Source organism: Prosthecomicrobium sp. N25, from assembly GCF_037203705.1.
Taxonomy (GTDB): domain Bacteria; phylum Pseudomonadota; class Alphaproteobacteria; order Rhizobiales; family Ancalomicrobiaceae; genus Prosthecodimorpha.
This window is the reverse complement of the sequence record NZ_JBBCAT010000002.1, coordinates 408141-424156: the sequence shown is the minus strand read 5'-3', so window position 1 is coordinate 424156 and position 16016 is coordinate 408141. Positions and strand designations below refer to the sequence as shown.

The following is a 16016-nucleotide window of genomic DNA, read 5'->3' as shown; positions in this document are numbered from 1 at the left end:
CGAGTCAATGCCGGTCGGGGCCCGGACGTTCCCCGGCCCGCGCGCCGTCCCTCAGCCCTTGCGGCGCGGCTTGGCCTTGGGCTTGCCGGCGGGCGCGCCCGCGTCGGGGGTCCCCGTGTCGTTCGCCGCCGCGGTCTCCTTGGCGAGGCTGCGCCGGAGCGCGTCCATGATCCCGACCACGTTGGTGGCCTTCGGCTCGGCGGGCGCTTCCGCGGCCGGTGGCGGGCGGCCCTTCGACTTGGCGGCGATCAGGTGCTCCAGCGCGGCGTCGCGGGTGTCCTCCAGGAGGTCCGCGTCGAAGCCGGCGATGCGCTCCCTGATGACCTTCACGGCCAGATCGACCTGCTCGGCGGGCGGCTTCTCCCCCCCGAGATGGCCGAAATACGCGTCCTCGTCCCGGATCTCGCCGAAGACCCTGAGGGTCCAGACGATGATGCCCTTGCCGCGCGCCTCCAGCATGACGAAGCGTTCGCGCCGCCCGAGCACCAGCCGCGAGATGCCGACCTTGCCGGTCGCCGCCATCGCCTCGCGGATGACGCTGAACGCCTCCTCGCCGACCGGATCGTTCGGCACCAGGTAGTGGGCGCCGTCGAGCCACAGCCGGTCGATCTGGTCCTTCGGCACGAACCGCTCGATGTCGATCGTATGCGTGCTCTCGAGCCCGATCGCGTCGAGTTCGTCCTCTTCGAGCATCACGTACTGGTCCGGCCCGCTCGGCCAGCCCATGACCTGGTCGCCGTCCTCCACGGCCCCGCCGGTGACCGAATCCACGTAGTGGCTGCGCACCCGATGACCGGTGGCCCGGTTCAGCATGTGCAGCCGGACGTGCTCGGCCTCCGTCGTCGCCGGCGTCATCGCCACCGGGCAGGTGACGAGCGACAGCTTGAGGTAACCCTTCCAGAACGTCCTCGGTGCCATCCCGGCCTCCCGTCGCGCCGGACCGGACGGCCCGCCCCGCACCCGGCAGAACAAACGGCCGCCTCCGCGGGTTCCTCCTGCCAGACCCTTCGACGCGCCGGAGATCCGTCATGGCCGACCCGACCCCGACCGCCTATTGCGGAACGCCGCCCCTTCCCGGCGCGGTGTCCTGGAACCTCGATCCCGTCCTGATCTTCGTCCTCGCGCTGGCGGCCGGCCTGCATCTCCGGGCGCTGCGCGGCGCCGGACCGGCCCGCACCTCGCTCGCCGCCGCAGGCTGGGCGATCCTGGCGGTGTCAGTGATCTCCCCGCTCTGCAACCTGAGCGTCGCTCTCTTCTCCGCCCGCGCCACCCAGCATATGCTGCTGACGCTGGTCGCCGCCCCGCTGGTCGCCGCCGGCCTCGCCGGGCTCCCGTCCCTCCCGCGCTTCCTCCGCGACGGCCTCTGGACCGCCACCGCCGCCTTCGCGGCCGTGCTCTGGGCCTGGCACCTGCCGGCCCCCTACGAGGCCACTTTCACGAGCGCCACCCTCTACTGGGCCATGCAGGCGAGCCTCTTCGCCACGGCCGTCTGGCTGTGGACCGCCCTGCTGGCCCGCCCCGCCGGCCGCTTCGGCCATTCCCTGGCGGTCGGCTTCGCGACGGCCCTGCAGATGTCCGGCCTCGGCGCGCTCCTGACCTTCGCGGCGCGCCCCTGGTACGCCGTGCATGCGGTCACGACCGTGCCCTGGGGCCTCAGCCCCCTTGAGGATCAGCAGCTCGGCGGCCTCGTCATGTGGATCCCGGCCGGCGTAGTGATCACCGCGTTAGCGATCGCCGAGATCGGGCGCGAGCTGTCGCAGCTGGAGCGTCGTGGCGGCGAGATCCGGCCCTGATGGCCGGGCTTCGCCGAGGTGCATGCGGCGCGACCTTGTGAAGCGCCGCCGCGGCCGTTACATGGGTGGGACCATCACGGAGCCGACCTGCCCATGCGCCCCCTCGTGGAAGCCGTACTTCTCGTCCTGGACCTCTATGTCTGGGTCGTCATCCTCTCGGCCATCTTCTCCTGGCTCTACGCCTTCAACGTGGTCAACACGCGCAACCAGTTCGTCTCCATGGTGGGCGAGACGCTCTACCGCCTGACCGAGCCGGTGCTGCGCCCGATCCGGCGCTTCCTGCCCTCCATGGGCGGCCTCGACCTCTCCCCGATCGTGCTCCTGCTGCTGATCTTCATCATCCAGCGCTCGATCCAGCTCTACGTCCTCCCCCGCGTCTTCTGACCCTCCCGACGAGCCCGCCCGTGATCCCGCCCCGCGTCCTCCTCCGCGACGAAGAGTCCGTGCGACTGCGCGTCCGGCTGACCCCGAACGCCCCGCGCGATAGCGTCGGCCCGTTCGAGGAACTGGCGAACGGCGAGAACGTGCTGGCCGCCCGGGTCCGGGCGGTGCCCGAGGACGGCGCCGCCAATGCGGCGCTGGAGGAGATGCTGGCCCGCGGGCTCGGGATCGCCAAGTCGCGGGTGAGCGTCGTCTCCGGCCACGCGTCGCGGATCAAGACGGTCAGGATCGAGGGCGACCCGAACGCCCTCGAGACGGCCGTCCTGCGGCTGGTCCGCGGCTGAGATCTGGTATACCAGATACCTGCTCCTCGGAGACACCAGAGAACCGCGCGCGGCTTCGGCCCGTACGGAGAGGGATGCCAATGACGCGGCCCCACGGAGGCCGCCGGAGAGGGAACGTGCATGACGGCTGAGATCATCGACGGCAAGGCCCAGGCGGAGGCGCTGCGCGCCGCGGTCGCGGGCGAAGTGACCCGCCTGAAGAACGACCACGGCTTCGTGCCCGGCCTCGCGGTCGTGCTCGTTGGCGAGGACCCGGCCAGCAAGGTCTACGTCTCCTCCAAGGCGAAGCAGACCGTCGAGGTCGGCATGAACTCGATCGAGCACAAGCTCGACGCGGCCACCGCCGAGGCCGATCTCCTCGCGCTCATCGCTAAGCTCAACGCCGATCCGGCGGTCGACGGCATCCTGGTGCAGCTGCCCCTGCCCAAGCACATCGACAGCGCCAAGGTGCTCGAGGCGATCACGCCCGAGAAGGACGTCGACGGCTTCCACGTCGTCAACGTCGGCAAGCTGGCAACCGGCCAGTGGAGCCTGGTCCCCTGCACCCCCTACGGCTCGATGATCCTGCTGCGCGCTACCCTCGGCAAGCTCTCGGGGCTCGACGCCGTCGTGGTCGGCCGCTCCAACATCGTCGGCAAGCCGATGGCCCAGCTCCTGCTCAAGGCCAACTGCACCGTCACGATCGCGCATTCGCGCACCAAGGACCTGCCCGCCGTCTGCCGCCGCGCCGACATCGTGGTGGCTGCCGTGGGCATTCCCGAGATGGTGAAGGGCGACTGGATCAAGCCCGGCGCGACGGTCATCGACGTCGGCATCAACCGCGTCCCCGCCCCCGAGAAGGGTGAGGGCAAGACCAAGCTCGTCGGCGACGTGGACTACGAGAGCGCCGCAGCCGTCGCCGGACACATCACGCCGGTCCCCGGCGGCGTCGGCCCGATGACCATCGCGACCCTGCTCGGCAACACCCTGATCGCGGCCTGCCGGCGCCGGGGCCTGCCGGCACCGGCCTATTTCGCCGAGATCGACCGCGACCTCTTCCGCTGACGCCGGGCCTCATCCGGCCTGCGCCACCAGGAGACGGGGCCGCTTGACGGCGGCCTCGTCCCTCAGCGTCTTGACCGCGTTGAGGGCCGACGCCGGCTCGCCGAGAAGGTAGCCCTGCCCCTCCGTGCAGCCCAGGCGGCGCACCAGGTCGAGCTGTTCCTGCGTCTCGATCCCTTCCGCCGTGGTGCCGATGCCGAGGCGCTGGGCGAGATCGATGATCGAGGTCACGATGGCCGCGCAGTCTGGCCGGCTCGTCGCGTCGCGCACGAACACCTTGTCGATCTTGATCTTGTCGAAGGGGAACCGGCGCAGGTAGGCGAGCGACGAGTAGCCGGTGCCGAAGTCGTCCAGCACGATGCGGATCCCCGCCTCGCGGAGGCCGTGCAGCGTCGCCAGGATGCGCTCGTCCTCCTCCAGGAGCACGGTCTCGGTGACCTCCAGTTCCAGGCGCGTCGGCGCCAGGCCGGACCCGGCGAGCGCGTCGAGGACGGACCGGGTGAGCGTCGGCGACTTAAGCTGCATGGGCGACAGGTTGACGGCGACCTTCACGTCCGGCAGCGGCGCAATGTCCCGGCAGGCCCGGTCGAGGGCGAAGAGCCCGATCTCGTCGATCAGGCCCGTGTCTTCGGCGAGCGGGACAAAGGCCGCGGGCGCGATCCGGCCACGTCCGGGGTGGTTCCAGCGCAAGAGCGCCTCGAAGCCCACCACGCGCTGGCTCTCCAGGTGGAAGAGCGGCTGGTAGTCGAGCTCCATCTGCGCCTGCGCGAGGGCGCCCCGCAGGTCGCTTTCCAGTTCCAGCCGCTCGTGCAGCTTGGCCGCGAAGGCCGGCCGGAACATCGCGACCGTGCCGCGGCCGCTGGCCTTGGCCTCGTAGAGCGCCAGGTCCGCGTTCTTCATCAGGCTGTCGACGTCGGGCGTGGCCCGCCCCGCCACGGCGGCCCCGATGCTGACCCCGATGTTGACGGTCCGGTCGCCAAGCCGGTAGGGCCGGGACAGTTCCGCGATGACCCTCCGGCTGACGTCGCGCGCCTTCTGGGCCATCCGGGGGCCGCCGAGCGCCACCGCGAACTCGTCGCCCCCGAGCCGCGCGACGAGATCCGAGTCGCGCAGGCTTCGCCGGAGCCGCTCCGCCACCGCCGTCAGCAGCGCGTCGCCGGTCGGGTGACCCATCGTGTCGTTGACATCCTTGAACTTGTCGAGGTCGAGGTAGAGGACCCCGAGCCCGTTCTCGCGCGAAGAGCCCCTCAGCCGCTCCTCCAGCTCCTTGCGGAACAGGACCCGGTTCGGCAGCCCCGTCAGGGGATCGTGGTGCGCCAGGTAGCGCACCTGCGCCTCAGTCTGCTGCTTCTCGGTGACATCCTCGTAGATGGCCACGAAACCGCCGTCCGGCATCGGCCGCTGGGTGACCGAGACCGCGCGGCCCTGCCGGTCGACGACCACGAAGCTCGCTGCCGCGGCCCGCGACGCGATGGAGCGTTGCCGGGCCGCCAGCCGGTCCTGCAGGGCGCCCTCCTCGTCGGTCGCGAAGACGTCGGCGAGGCGGCAGCCGTGCAGGTCGCGGTCCGCGTCGAGACCGAAGAGGTCGGCGAAGCGCCGGTTCGAGACGATGACCCGGTTCTCCGCGTCCACCATGAGCAGCCCGTGCGGCATGTTGCGCAGCGCCGTGTCGAACAGCAGGTTCTGGTGCTGCATCTCCGCCATGGTCGCCCGCACCTTCTCGTTGGCGAGCGCCACCTCGGAGAGGGCCTTCTTCAGGGCCGTGATCTCGGTCCGGATGCCGACATAGCCGCCGTTGGCGGTCCGCCGCTCGGTCACCAGGAGCCAGCGCCCGTCCGGCAGGAGCCGCTCGATCGTCCCCTTGCCGGCCCGGTGCCAGGCCACGGTCCGCTCGACGAAGCCCTCGAGGTCGTCGCCGGCCTGCGGATACTGCCCGGCGAGCGCCCCCTGGCGCATGATCTCGCTGAACGTGGCGCCCGGGACCATGTATGGCGCGCTGAGCGCGTAGAGATCCAGGTAGTGCCGGTTGCAGGTGACCAGGCGGTCCTCCTCGTCCCACATGACGAAGCCGTCCGACATCGCCTCGACCGCCTCCGCGAGCCGGTCCTGGGCACTGATCCGCTCCCGGTCGAGCCGGTCCTGCCGCCGCAGGGCGACCACGAGAGCCCCCGCGAAGGCGAGAATGACCAGGGCCGCGAGGGTCGCCGCCAGGGTGATCCGCTCCCGTTCGCGCGACCAGGAGCCGAGCGCCACGCCGGTGTCCAGGTCGAGCGCCACGTCGACGCCCGCGTAGAGGGTGGAGCGGCGGGTCGCCAGCACCTCCAGCCGCCGACCCTCCCCGTCCACCGCCTCGCCCCTCTCGACTCGCCCTGGGCGGCCGAGCGGCGGTCCCTTGCGCCCGAGCGCCAGCTCCGCGTGCGGCAGGCTGGCGTAGAGGTGCCCGTCCGGACGCTCGATCCGGATCCTGAGCCCCGGCGTGTCGCCGAGGCTCGCCAGGGGCGTGGTGATGAAGCCGATCGGGATCTCGGCGGCGGCGATCACCGTCTCGCGTCCCGGCATCACGAGGGCCCTGACGAGGTAGACCGCCCAGTCGCCGGTCTGCGCCTCCCGGATCGGCCCGATCAGGGTGCCGATGCCGGTGTCGGTCGCCGCCGCGGCCGCCTCCGCGCCGATCGGCGAGGTCCGTCCCGTCGGCCGATGCCGCCCCGCCGCCTGGACGTTGCCCGCACCGTCCAGGATGAGGAGGTCGCGGAACGCGAAGGTCTGGAAGTTGAGGCCCTTCAGCAGCCGCGAGGCGGCCGCCGGATCGTCCCAGTCCCGGGCCGGCATCAGCCCCGGCAGGCTCGCGAGCGCTCCGTCGACCTGGAGCAGGTGCCGGTTGACGATCGCCTCCGCGGTCCGCGCGCTGCGATCCAGGCTCTCCCGGGCCCCCCGCCAGGCCGCGTCCTCAGCGCGCGACAGGACCAGCAGGGTGCCGCCGAGCAACGTCGCGATGACGAGCCCGGTGCCGACCAGGACGGCGAGGATCAGGCGGCGTCGGAGCACGGGGTCACCTCGGCCTTTGTCGGGACGCCTGCGGCCGCCATCACGGGACCCGCGGCAATTCGGACCGAAGCCGCACCGGCTCGGTCCTGGCGGCGTCCGAGGCGCGGTCCAGCCAGACCCGGATGCCGCTGTTGAGCGCCAGGGTCTCGTTCCAGGCCTGCACGCAATCGGCGCCGCAGCGGTCGATCCAGCGCGGCAGGACGGTGTCCTGCAGGAGCCGCCGACGCTTCTCGTCGTCCGTCGCCCGCCCCGGCACGATGGTCATGCGGCCGCGCCGGGCCGTCGTGCAGGACGGCCAGCCGGCATTGCACGCGAAGCCGAGGGTCGTATCGCTCTCCGCGGCGGCCCAGATCCGCCGCTCGAGCTCCTCGACGCCGGACCGCACCGCCCCGCGCACGTCCGGCGGTAGCCCGTCCCAGGCCGACAGGTTCGCCCCGAAGATCGACAGCCCCCAGCTGATCGCCATGGCGTGGATGTGGCTCGTCGCCTCGTAGAGGCCGATCTCGTTGCCGCTGAGCGTGCCGGTCACCGCGCAGTCCACGACCTTGCGCCGGAGGCTCGGGACGATCTCCGCGAAGGGGAGGATGACCGGGACGGCGCCGAGCGCCGCCATCATGTCGGACTGCGCGGCCGAGGAGGTCCGGATGCGCCGGCCTGCCAGATCCCCGAGGCCGTCGAAGGCGCCGGTGCAGTAGAGCACCTGCGCCGGATAGGTGTAGACGCCCAGGAGTTCGATGCCGTAGCGCTCCGCCAGGAGCCGCTTCAGCCGGGGCCGGTACAGGGAGACGGTGGTCCGCAGGGATTCGAGGTCCGGATTGAGCGCCGGCAGGTCGGCCATCGCCAGTTCCGGCTCGTCGGCCGCCGCCATGCTGAGGATCGCGGTCCCGAACGGCACCACGCCAAGGCGCATGAGCTGGAGCATCTCCTGCCCTCTCAGCCCGCTGCCGTCGAACGGGTGGATGATCGCGCGGACGCGACCGTCCGTGCGGGCCGGCATCTCGACCCGCCAGAACGGTTCTTCGAACTCCGAATATTGCCGGATTCCGGCCAGGCCGCCGACGACCTTCAAGGTCACCGGGTCCGCGGCCGTCGCGACGGCAGTGCCGCCGAAAAGAGCCGTCGCGGCCGCGATCAGGCCGGCCAACGCGGCCCGAGCTGCAACGAGTGAACCCATAGGCCCTGACCCATGCTCATTCGATATTCAAATATTACTATGGGTCAGAGTTCTTAATTTTGTGGTTTTGCCATTACGGAAATCCGGGCCGGGGCAACCCGACGTCTTGGCATTTGTCCCGGTCAACGTGGCACGTACAGATCTCCGGGGTGGACACCGGACGATCCGTGAGAGCCCCATTGGGGGTGCCCCCGACCATGGGGAGGACCTCCCGGTCCTCCCGGCGGGCCTTGCGTCGAGGTCTCAGGAGAACAGCCGGAACCGCTTGCTCGGTTCGTCCGCCTCGTGTCCCTCGGCGGTGTCGGGCCCGGGATCGTCCGGCGCGGAGCGGAACACGTAGGACGACGACCGCTGCGCGGCGCCGTCCCCGCCCTTCGGCAGGACCACGACCTTGTCGGCAGCGGGGGGCTGCGTGGGCAGCGTCGACGCCGGGATGCCGGAGGGCGCCGGAGCCAGGGCGGCCGGCGCCGCCGGCGCGGGTTCGGCCGCCGGGGCCGCGGCCACGGGCTTCGCGAGTTCCTCGGCGACCGGAGCCGGCGGGGAGACCGGAGGCGGTTCGGCCGGCGCGGCCGGCTTCGCCGCAGGGTGGGCGCTCTCCAGGGGGATCAGCGTGCCGCTCTCCTCGAAGGCCTCCTCGGCATCGTCGATGCGGTCGCTGATCGGGGCTGCGAGTTCCTCCGGAGGCACACGCCACTCGAAGGCGTCGACCCGCCCGGAGACCGGCGAGACCGGCATCCAGTGGTCGGACACGTAGCCGTCGGCGATCCAGGCCGGATCGCGGGGGGCACGGACCGCGCGCGTCAGCCAGCCCCGGACCCGTCCGGAGGCCCCGTGCTCGCATTCCTCGATCTCGGCCATCAGCAGGCAGGCGCGTCGCGTCGGCGCCGGCGACATCACCGGCTTCAGGGCGGCCCGCGCCGCCGCGAAATTGCGCGCGTCGAGCTCGCCGCGGGCGAGCGCGAAGGCGCATTCGGGATGGTGCGCGCGCACCCGGATGAGATCCTTGATCCGGCTCAGCCGGTCCTGAGCGCTGTCGCCGGACCGGACATGCGCATAGGCCTCCGCGAGCTCCGGGTGCGGCGAGAGCTTCCAGGTCGCCTCCAGCACTCGCGAGGCCCGCTTGATGTCGTTCGCCCGCGTCAGGAGCCTGCCGGCCAGCACGGCGGCGGGCACGAGGTCGGGCGCCAGCCCGTGCGCCTCGAGGGCGAGGTTGCGCGCCGTATCGGGGTCGCCGAGCTCCAGCTCCAGGGCACGGGCCGTCAGGATCACCGCCCGGAGCCGCTTCGTCTGCGGCTTGTCGGCGATCTTGTTGCGGGCGTTCCGGTCGAGGGTCGACAGCGCCCCCTCCCAGTCCCGTTCCTGCGACTGGAACTCGAGCAGCGCCTGGCCGGCCCAGGCGAGCCGCGGCGCCAGCGTGTTGGCCTCGTCGGCGAAATGCCGCGCGGCCGCGGCGTCTCCGTAGCGGCCCGCCTCCACGTAGAGCCCGCGCAGGCCGAGGAGCTTGGTTTCGGGCGTCTCGAGCATGCGTTCGAAGGCCTCGTGCGCCGCCGCCCGGTCGCCCGAAAGCTGCGCCGCCTGCGCCTCGAGGAGAAGCGCGAGGGGCTCGTCCCCGAGCACCCGGCGCGCCTCCCCGGCGAGCCGGCCGGCGGTCTGCGGGTCGCCGGCCCCGACCGCGATCATGCCGTTCGACAGCGCCCGCCAGCCCCGCTCCCGCCGACGCCGGCTGAAGAAGGAGCCGACCGACTTCGGCGCCCGGATGACCCCGTTGAGGATCGACCAGACCGCCAGGATGGCGATCACGAAGGCGACCAGGCCGATGGCCAGCACCATGGTGCCGGTCCTCAGCTCGCGCCCGCCCCAGACGAGCGTGAGCTCCCCGGGGTTGTCGGCGAGCCACGAGAATCCGAAGGCGAGCGCCAGGAGGAATCCGAGGAAGACGAGCAGGCGGATCATCGGCAACTCCTCACTGGCCGGTCTGCACGAGCTTGGCGACGACGGACTGGGTCACGGACTGGATCGCCTTGTCGACCGTGACGCGCGCCTCGACGGCCGCGCCCCAGTCGGCCGAAGCCTTGCGGGCGGGCTCGGGCAGAGTCTTCCATTCGGCGAGCGCGGCCGGCAGGTCGCGCGCCTTCAGCCGGTCCTCCATGCGGGCGACCCGCGCCTCGACGCTGTCGCCGGACGCCTCGCCGACCTTGCGGATGGTCACCGCCTGGCTGGCCTGGCCGAGCATCTTGTCGAGGAAACCCTCGCCGCCGCCGGGGGCCTGCGCGGCCGCCGTGGTGGTGAGGATGCGCTTCGCCACGGACCCGAAGCCGTCGATCAGGGCCGCGGTGGTGGGCACGCCCTTCGGCGCATGCGGTTCGAGCAGCGCGAGATCGACCCGGCCGCGACCGACGGTCGCCGCCGTGGTGAGCTCCGTCGGGAACGGCCGGCCGCTGTCGACCGCACCCTTGAGCTCGCCGAGCGAGAGGGCCAGCACGGCGTCGGTCCGCGCGTCCGCACCCTTCTGGGCGAACTGCTCGATCGACCCGATCCGGTCGGAGATCGTTCCGAACCGGCTCTCCACCGCCGCGGTCTTGTCGGAGGTCGCCTTGACGGCGGCCGAGAGCTGGTCAACGGCCGCCACTCGGCCGCCGAGCTGGTCGATCTTGCCGGTCGCCGCCTGCAGCCCGGAGGCATTGGCCTCGACCCGGCCCTTCAGCTCCTCGAGCGCGGCGACTTGCCCAGCGACCCCGTCCAGGCGCTTGCGCATCTCCTCGAAGGCGGCCACCCGGGCGAACAGCACGTCCACGGTCTTGCGGTAGTCCTCGTAGGTGGCGGTCTTCAGCTCGGTCCGCTCCGCCCCCTTCTGCACCGCGTCGAGCCGCGCCGTCTCGGTCTTCACCGTATTGGAGAGCTCCGCGATGCGCCCGTCGAGCGCCGCGTCGCCGGCCGCGAGCCGGTCCGAGATTTCCTTGGCGGCCGCCGCCACCCGGTCCGCTGCGGCCTTGTCGACGCCCGCGACCCGCTCGGCCGACGTGCGGTCCGCGGCCGCGAGGCCCTCCTCGGTCGCCTTGGCGGCCGCCGCGAGCCCGTCCTGCGTGGCCTTCTCGGCCGCCGCGAGCCGGTCCGACAGCGCCTTGGCGCTTTCGGCGATGCGGGCGCTCTCGCCCGAGAGATCCTTGCGCGCCGCGTCCATGGCCTGCTCGAAGTTGCCGCGCACGATGGCGAGCTCGGCGAGGAAGCGCTTCTCCAGTTCCTCCACCCGCTCGGGCGGCACGCTCGGCGGCGGCGGCGGGGCGTTCTTGAGGGCCTTGACGTCGCCCTCGACCGCCTCGAGACGGCCGGCCCGCTCCGTGGCCGCCTTGTCGAGCGCGGCCAGCCGCATAGCCAGGTCGGGCACCTGGCTCGAATTCTTTTCGATCTCGGCGACGCGCGCATCGAGTGCCGCGACGCGTCCGGCCGCCTGGAAGCCGGCGTCGGCGCGACGCTCCGCTTCCGCGAGGCGCGGGTCGGCCCGTCCGGTCTCCTGCAGGCGCCGCTCGATGTCGACCAGGCGCGCGTTGACGCCCTCGCCCCCCGGCCAGCGGCCCGAATGGGCGAGCAGCCAGGATCCGCCGAAGCCGAGCAGCGCACCCGCCACGGCGGCGGCCGCCAGCGGCCCTCCGATCGACCTCTCGCGCGCCGGCACGGCCGCCGCGGCCTCGCCCTCCTCCGCACGGGGCGGGACGGCGGCGCGGGGCGGCTCGGCGGCGGTCTCGGGTCGGGTTTCGGTCATGCGGGCTGTCGAACTCTCGTCTGCGGTGGGTGTCGGGCGCGCGGCGGCGGGCGCGGCGTCGGCCTCGCCGGCCGAGGGCGCGCCGTCGGCGAGCGCCGCCTCGTTCGGGGCGGAGACTTCCGGGGCCGGCACGGCACCGGCCTCGGCGGCCTTCGCCGGCTCCGGCGCCGGTGCCTCGGCGGGCGCCCGGGTCGCGGGCGCGTCCGCCACGACGTCCTCGACCGGCTCGACAGCCGGCGGCACGACGGGCGCGGTCTCGGGCACCGGGCCCGTGGCGCCGGCGGCCGGCGCAGGGCTCTGGCCGGGGCCGGTCTTCACCGAGGTGGCCTTCAGGTCGATCGTCACCGGGTCGCGGCGCTTGCCGGATCCCGACTGACCGCTACCGGGGCGGCCCTTGTCCTTGGCACTCATTCAGCGTCTCCCTGCGGCCCGCCGGTCCGGCGGTCGCACCCTGGTCGTGGCTCCCCTAATGGAAGGTATCGGCGGGATCGTGGCGGGCCTGTTCAAACGGGGCAGGGGCCCCGGGGGATCCATGGATGGTCAATCGTTCCTTTCGAGACTCTCGAAAAGGGCTTCCGAATTCGGCCGGGCCGCCACCCGAACCCGCTCGAAACCCGCGCGGAGAAAGGGCTCCGCGGCGGCCTCCGAGATGGCATGGACGGCAACATGCACCGGATTTCCGCCGGCTCGCAACTCAGTCAGCCAACTTACTACGGTCTCGGCGCTCCGTTTCGAGAAGATGAGCACCCCGTCGACGCGGTTGGCGAGGAGCGCGGCCCTGGCCTCGGCGGGTGGGACGCGGGCCGGCTCGGCCCTGTAGACCTCCGCCAGCCGAACCGCGAACCCGGCCCTCTCCAACAGCCCCTCCAGGTCGCCGGTGCGGTCCCGGCCCGCCACGTACAGGAGCGCCCCCCCCTCGGGCGAGACCGACCTGGCGACCGTCGCGGCGAGGTCCCCGACGGCGCCGTCCGCCGACACGACCCGGTCGAAACCAGCGCGCCGGGCCGCCCGAGCGGTCGCGCCGCCGACGGCCAGGAAGGGAAGATGGAGAAGCGGCGTGGCATCCGGCCGGCCGGCCAGCGCCGCCGGCGCGTTCGCGCTGGTGGCCACGACCGCCTGGACGCCCTCGGCCGGCAGCGGCACCGACCGGTCGGCCACGATCTCGAGCGCCGGCGCGATGATCGCCTCGTGGCCGCGGGCCCGCAGGGCCTCGGCGGTCCGCGATGCCTCGGGCTCCGGCCGGGTGACGAGGAGCCGCATGGGATCAATGGGGCGCGGAGAAGAAGTCCGGCCCGCCGGCCTCCTTGAGGATCCGGCCCGCCTCCGCGCCGATCGCCGCCGCGTCCGCGGCCGGACCCTCGCGGCGGACCACATGCCACTCCGACCCGTCCGTCTTCAGGATCAGCCCGTCGAAGCGCAGCCGGTCGCCCTCGATGCGCGCGAGCCCGCCGATCGGCGTGCGACACGACCCGTCCAGCACCGCCAGGAACGCCCGCTCGGCGACGAGCGCCGTGCCGGTCTGGGCGTCGTGCAGGTGCGCCACCAGCGCGTCAACGGCCGCGTCGCCGGCCCGGCTCTCGATGCAGATCGCCCCCTGCCCGACCGCGGGCAGGAAATCCTCGACCGGGATGGCCTTCTCGGCCAGATGCGCGAGGCCGAGCCGCCTGAGGCCCGCGCAGGCGAGCAGCGTGGCGTCCGCCACACCGTCGCGCAGCTTGGAGAGCCGCGTCTGGACGTTGCCGCGGAATTCCACGACCTCGAGGTCCGGCCTGAGCCGCTTCACCATCGCCCGCCGCCGGAGCGAGGAGGTTCCGACGCGGGCGCCCGCGGGGAGGTCGGCCAGCGAGGCCGCCTTTTCCGACACGAAGGCGTCGCGCACGTCCTCACGCGGCAGGAAGGCCGTGATGGCGAGCCCGTCGGGCAGAACCGTGGGCATGTCCTTCGAGGAATGCACCGCGAGGTCGATGGACCCGTCGAGCAGGGCCTCCTCGATCTCCTTCGTGAAGAGCCCCTTGCCGCCCACCTCCGAGAGGGGCCGGTCCAGGATGCGGTCGCCGGACGTCTTGATGACGGCGATCTCGAAGGCGGATTCCGGCGCGCCCGTCGCCTTCATCAGGCGGAGCCGCGTCTCGTAGGCCTGCGCAAGCGCCAAGGCGCTGCCGCGCGTGCCGATGCGCCACGGTTTCGTTTGCACGATGGGTCCACCGAGTGATAGGCCACGGGTCCTCGCCGCGCGGGGGCGCGACCCCAATGTTCTTAGAGATGACGCTCGGAACTGTGAAGCCGTATTTGCACTCGGGCGCCGCTCCCTGGGCCGCCGCCGGCCGTGAGGGCTGCGGCCCATGCTGATCCTCGGCATCGAGACCAGCTGCGACGAGACCGCCGCCGCCGTGGTGGAGCGTACGCCGGACGGACGCGGTCGCATCCTGTCGAACGTCGTCCACTCCCAGCTCGACGACCATGCCGCCTTCGGCGGCGTGGTGCCCGAGATCGCCGCCCGCGCCCACGTGGAGGCGCTCGACGGCATCGTGGCCCGCGCGCTCGCGGAGGCCGGGGTCGGGCTCGAGCGCCTCGACGGTGTCGCCGCGACCGCCGGGCCGGGCCTGATCGGCGGGGTGCTGGTCGGGCTCCTGACCGCCAAGGCGATCGCGCTCGCCGAGGGCCTGCCGCTCCTCGCCATCAACCACCTGGAGGGGCACGCCCTGACGGCGCGCCTGACGGACGGCATCGGCTTCCCGTACCTCCTGCTGCTCGTCTCCGGCGGCCATACCCAGTTTGTCGCCGTCGAGGCCCTCGGCCGCTATCGCCGGCTCGGCACCACCATCGACGACGCGCTCGGCGAGGCCTTCGACAAGACCGCCAAGCTCCTCGGCCTGCCCTATCCCGGCGGCCCCGCGGTCGAGCGCGCGGCCGCGGAGGGCGATCCGGCGCGCTTCGCCCTGCCGCGCCCGCTTCTCGGCCGGGACAGCCTGGATTTCTCCTTCTCGGGCCTGAAGACGGCCGTGCGCCAGGCCGCGCAGTCGGTCGCCCCGCTGACCCCCCGCGACGTCGCCGACGTCGCCGCCGGCTTCCAGGCGGCCGTCACGGAGGTCGTCGCCGAGAAGGCGCGACGGGCCCTGAAGGTCTTCCGGGCCGACACGGGCGTGCCGGAGCCGACCCTGGTGGTCGCCGGCGGCGTCGCCGCCAACCGGGCGATCGGGGCCGCGCTGCGCGACGCCGTCGCGGCTGCGGGCGGGCGCCTCGCCGTGCCGCCCCCGCGCCTCTGCACCGACAACGGCGCCATGATCGCCTGGGCGGGCGCCGAACGCCTCGCCGCCGGCCTCGTCGACGGGCTCGACGCGCCGGCCCGCGCCCGCTGGCCGCTCGACCCCGGCGCCGCCCCGAAGCTCGGCTCGGGCCAGCACGGAGCCAAGGCATGAGCGGACCCTTCGACGTGGCCGTCCTCGGCGGCGGCGCCTGGGGCACCGCCCTGGCGCTGGTCGCCGCCCGGGCCGGCCGGCGCACGATCCTGTGGGCCCGGGACCCGGCCGTGGCCGCCGCCGTCGCCGGGACCGGAGAAAACCCCCGCTACCTGCCCGGCCTCGCCCTGTCGCCGCGGTTCGCCGCCACCGCCGACCTCGCCGCCTGCGCGGGCGCCCCGCTGCTCGTCTCCGCCGTGCCCGCGCAGGCGACGCGCGCCGCCCTGGCCGCGGCGCGGCCGCATGTCGCAGCCGGCACCATCGTGGTGGTCGCCGCCAAGGGGATCGAGCGCGGCACCGACGCCCTGATGACCGACGTGGTGGCCGCCGAGCTACCCGGCACTCGCCCGGCGATCCTGTCGGGCCCGAGCTTCGCCGAGGACGTCGCGCGCGGCCTGCCGACCGCCCTGACCGTCGCGGCCGCGGAGGCCGACATCGCCGAGCGGATCGCCGCGGCGCTCGTCTCCCCCTCCTTCCGCCCCTATGCCTCCACCGATCTCGTCGGCGTGCAGGTCGGCGGCGCGCTCAAGAACGTCCTCGCTATCGCGTCCGGGATCGTGGTCGGCCGCGGCCTCGGCGCCAGCGCCCAGGCCGCCCTGACCGCGCGCGGCTTCGCCGAGCTCTCCCGTCTCGGCCGCGCCCTCGGGGCCCGTTCCGAGACCCTGATGGGCCTGTCCGGCCTCGGGGACCTCGTCCTCTCGGCGACCTCCCGCCAGTCCCGCAACTTCTCGCTGGGCCTTGGGATCGGCGAAGGCCGCTCCCTCGCGGACCTGACCGGCGCCGGCGCCAAGCTCGCCGAGGGCGCCTTCACGGCCGCGGTCGCCCTCGACCTGGCGGCGCGGCACGCCGTCGACGTACCGATCACCGCGGCGGTGGCGGCCGTGCTCGCCGGCACGCTCTCGGTCGACGCCGCCGTGGAGAGCCTGATGACCCGCCCCCTCAAGCGCGAGGAAGCCTGAGCGCCGCCCTCGACCCCGCACCGCCCCCGCCCTATCGTAAGCACCCCGACCGGAGGACCCG

The 16016-nt window shown here is 73.2% G+C and carries 13 protein-coding genes; 6 read left to right on the top strand and 7 right to left on the bottom strand.

Going from position 1 to position 16016, the window contains the following annotated elements:
• Positions 1-51: 51 nt before the first annotated feature.
• Positions 52-918 (bottom strand): non-homologous end joining protein Ku, encoded by an 867-nt coding sequence (ku, locus tag WBG79_RS16830; RefSeq protein WP_337358343.1) that lies wholly within the window; start codon positions 916-918, stop codon positions 52-54.
• A 110-nt stretch (positions 919-1028) separates the two neighbouring features.
• On the opposite strand from ku, the gene WBG79_RS16825 reads away from it, so the two are divergent.
• The 4 genes from WBG79_RS16825 (at position 1029) to folD (ending at position 3562) form a co-directional block, all read left to right on the top strand.
• Positions 1029-1793 (top strand): cytochrome c oxidase assembly protein, encoded by a 765-nt coding sequence (locus WBG79_RS16825; RefSeq protein ID WP_337358342.1) that lies wholly within the window; start codon positions 1029-1031, stop codon positions 1791-1793.
• Between the two features lie 93 nt (positions 1794-1886).
• Positions 1887-2177, top strand: coding sequence for a YggT family protein (locus WBG79_RS16820; protein ID WP_337358341.1), 291 nt, complete (start codon positions 1887-1889; stop codon positions 2175-2177).
• 20 nt (positions 2178-2197) lie between these two features.
• Positions 2198-2518, top strand: coding sequence for a DUF167 family protein (locus tag WBG79_RS16815; RefSeq protein ID WP_337358340.1), 321 nt, complete (start codon positions 2198-2200; stop codon positions 2516-2518).
• A 120-nt stretch (positions 2519-2638) separates the two neighbouring features.
• Complete coding sequence (gene folD, locus WBG79_RS16810; protein ID WP_337358339.1) at positions 2639-3562, top strand: bifunctional methylenetetrahydrofolate dehydrogenase/methenyltetrahydrofolate cyclohydrolase FolD; 924 nt, start codon at positions 2639-2641, stop codon at positions 3560-3562.
• Between the two features lie 9 nt (positions 3563-3571).
• Here folD and WBG79_RS16805 read toward each other — a convergent pair whose 3' ends face one another.
• From WBG79_RS16805 to hemC, 6 genes are all read right to left on the bottom strand, one after another.
• The gene (locus WBG79_RS16805; RefSeq protein WP_337358338.1) at positions 3572-6604 is read right to left on the bottom strand and encodes a putative bifunctional diguanylate cyclase/phosphodiesterase; all 3033 of its coding nucleotides are present in this window, start codon (positions 6602-6604) and stop codon (positions 3572-3574) included.
• A gap of 40 nt (positions 6605-6644) precedes the next feature.
• Positions 6645-7679 (bottom strand): TRAP transporter substrate-binding protein, encoded by a 1035-nt coding sequence (locus tag WBG79_RS16800; RefSeq protein ID WP_443147474.1) that lies wholly within the window; start codon positions 7677-7679, stop codon positions 6645-6647.
• 342 nt (positions 7680-8021) lie between these two features.
• Positions 8022-9731 (bottom strand): heme biosynthesis protein HemY, encoded by a 1710-nt coding sequence (locus tag WBG79_RS16795; protein WP_337358336.1) that lies wholly within the window; start codon positions 9729-9731, stop codon positions 8022-8024.
• Positions 9732-9741: 10 nt separating this feature from the next.
• Positions 9742-11949: a hypothetical protein gene (locus WBG79_RS16790; RefSeq protein ID WP_337358335.1), complete on the bottom strand. Its 2208-nt coding sequence runs from the start codon at positions 11947-11949 to the stop codon at positions 9742-9744.
• A gap of 129 nt (positions 11950-12078) precedes the next feature.
• The gene (locus tag WBG79_RS16785; RefSeq protein ID WP_337358334.1) at positions 12079-12798 is read right to left on the bottom strand and encodes a uroporphyrinogen-III synthase; all 720 of its coding nucleotides are present in this window, start codon (positions 12796-12798) and stop codon (positions 12079-12081) included.
• A gap of 4 nt (positions 12799-12802) precedes the next feature.
• Complete coding sequence (gene hemC / locus WBG79_RS16780) at positions 12803-13732, bottom strand: hydroxymethylbilane synthase (RefSeq protein ID WP_337358333.1); 930 nt, start codon at positions 13730-13732, stop codon at positions 12803-12805.
• Between the two features lie 148 nt (positions 13733-13880).
• On the opposite strand from hemC, the gene tsaD reads away from it, so the two are divergent.
• Positions 13881-14957 (top strand): tRNA (adenosine(37)-N6)-threonylcarbamoyltransferase complex transferase subunit TsaD, encoded by a 1077-nt coding sequence (gene tsaD, locus WBG79_RS16775; RefSeq protein ID WP_337358332.1) that lies wholly within the window; start codon positions 13881-13883, stop codon positions 14955-14957.
• The gene (locus tag WBG79_RS16770; RefSeq protein WP_337358331.1) at positions 14954-15955 is read left to right on the top strand and encodes an NAD(P)H-dependent glycerol-3-phosphate dehydrogenase; all 1002 of its coding nucleotides are present in this window, start codon (positions 14954-14956) and stop codon (positions 15953-15955) included. Before tsaD ends, WBG79_RS16770 begins: the two co-directional genes overlap by 4 nt.
• The last annotated feature ends 61 nt before the right edge of the window (positions 15956-16016 follow it).

What these genes read in the sequence shown, in the direction of transcription:
- ku (WP_337358343.1), bottom strand. Translation starts at nt 918, where the DNA reads ATGGCACCGAGGACGTTCTGGAAGGGTTACCTCAAGCTGTCGCTCGTC.
- WBG79_RS16825 (WP_337358342.1), top strand. Translation starts at nt 1,029, where the DNA reads ATGGCCGACCCGACCCCGACCGCCTATTGCGGAACGCCGCCCCTTCCC.
- WBG79_RS16820 (WP_337358341.1), top strand. Translation starts at nt 1,887, where the DNA reads ATGCGCCCCCTCGTGGAAGCCGTACTTCTCGTCCTGGACCTCTATGTC.
- folD (WP_337358339.1), top strand. Translation starts at nt 2,639, where the DNA reads ATGACGGCTGAGATCATCGACGGCAAGGCCCAGGCGGAGGCGCTGCGC.
- WBG79_RS16795 (WP_337358336.1), bottom strand. Translation starts at nt 9,731, where the DNA reads ATGATCCGCCTGCTCGTCTTCCTCGGATTCCTCCTGGCGCTCGCCTTC.
- WBG79_RS16790 (WP_337358335.1), bottom strand. Translation starts at nt 11,949, where the DNA reads ATGAGTGCCAAGGACAAGGGCCGCCCCGGTAGCGGTCAGTCGGGATCC.
- WBG79_RS16785 (WP_337358334.1), bottom strand. Translation starts at nt 12,798, where the DNA reads ATGCGGCTCCTCGTCACCCGGCCGGAGCCCGAGGCATCGCGGACCGCC.
- tsaD (WP_337358332.1), top strand. Translation starts at nt 13,881, where the DNA reads ATGCTGATCCTCGGCATCGAGACCAGCTGCGACGAGACCGCCGCCGCC.
- WBG79_RS16770 (WP_337358331.1), top strand. Translation starts at nt 14,954, where the DNA reads ATGAGCGGACCCTTCGACGTGGCCGTCCTCGGCGGCGGCGCCTGGGGC.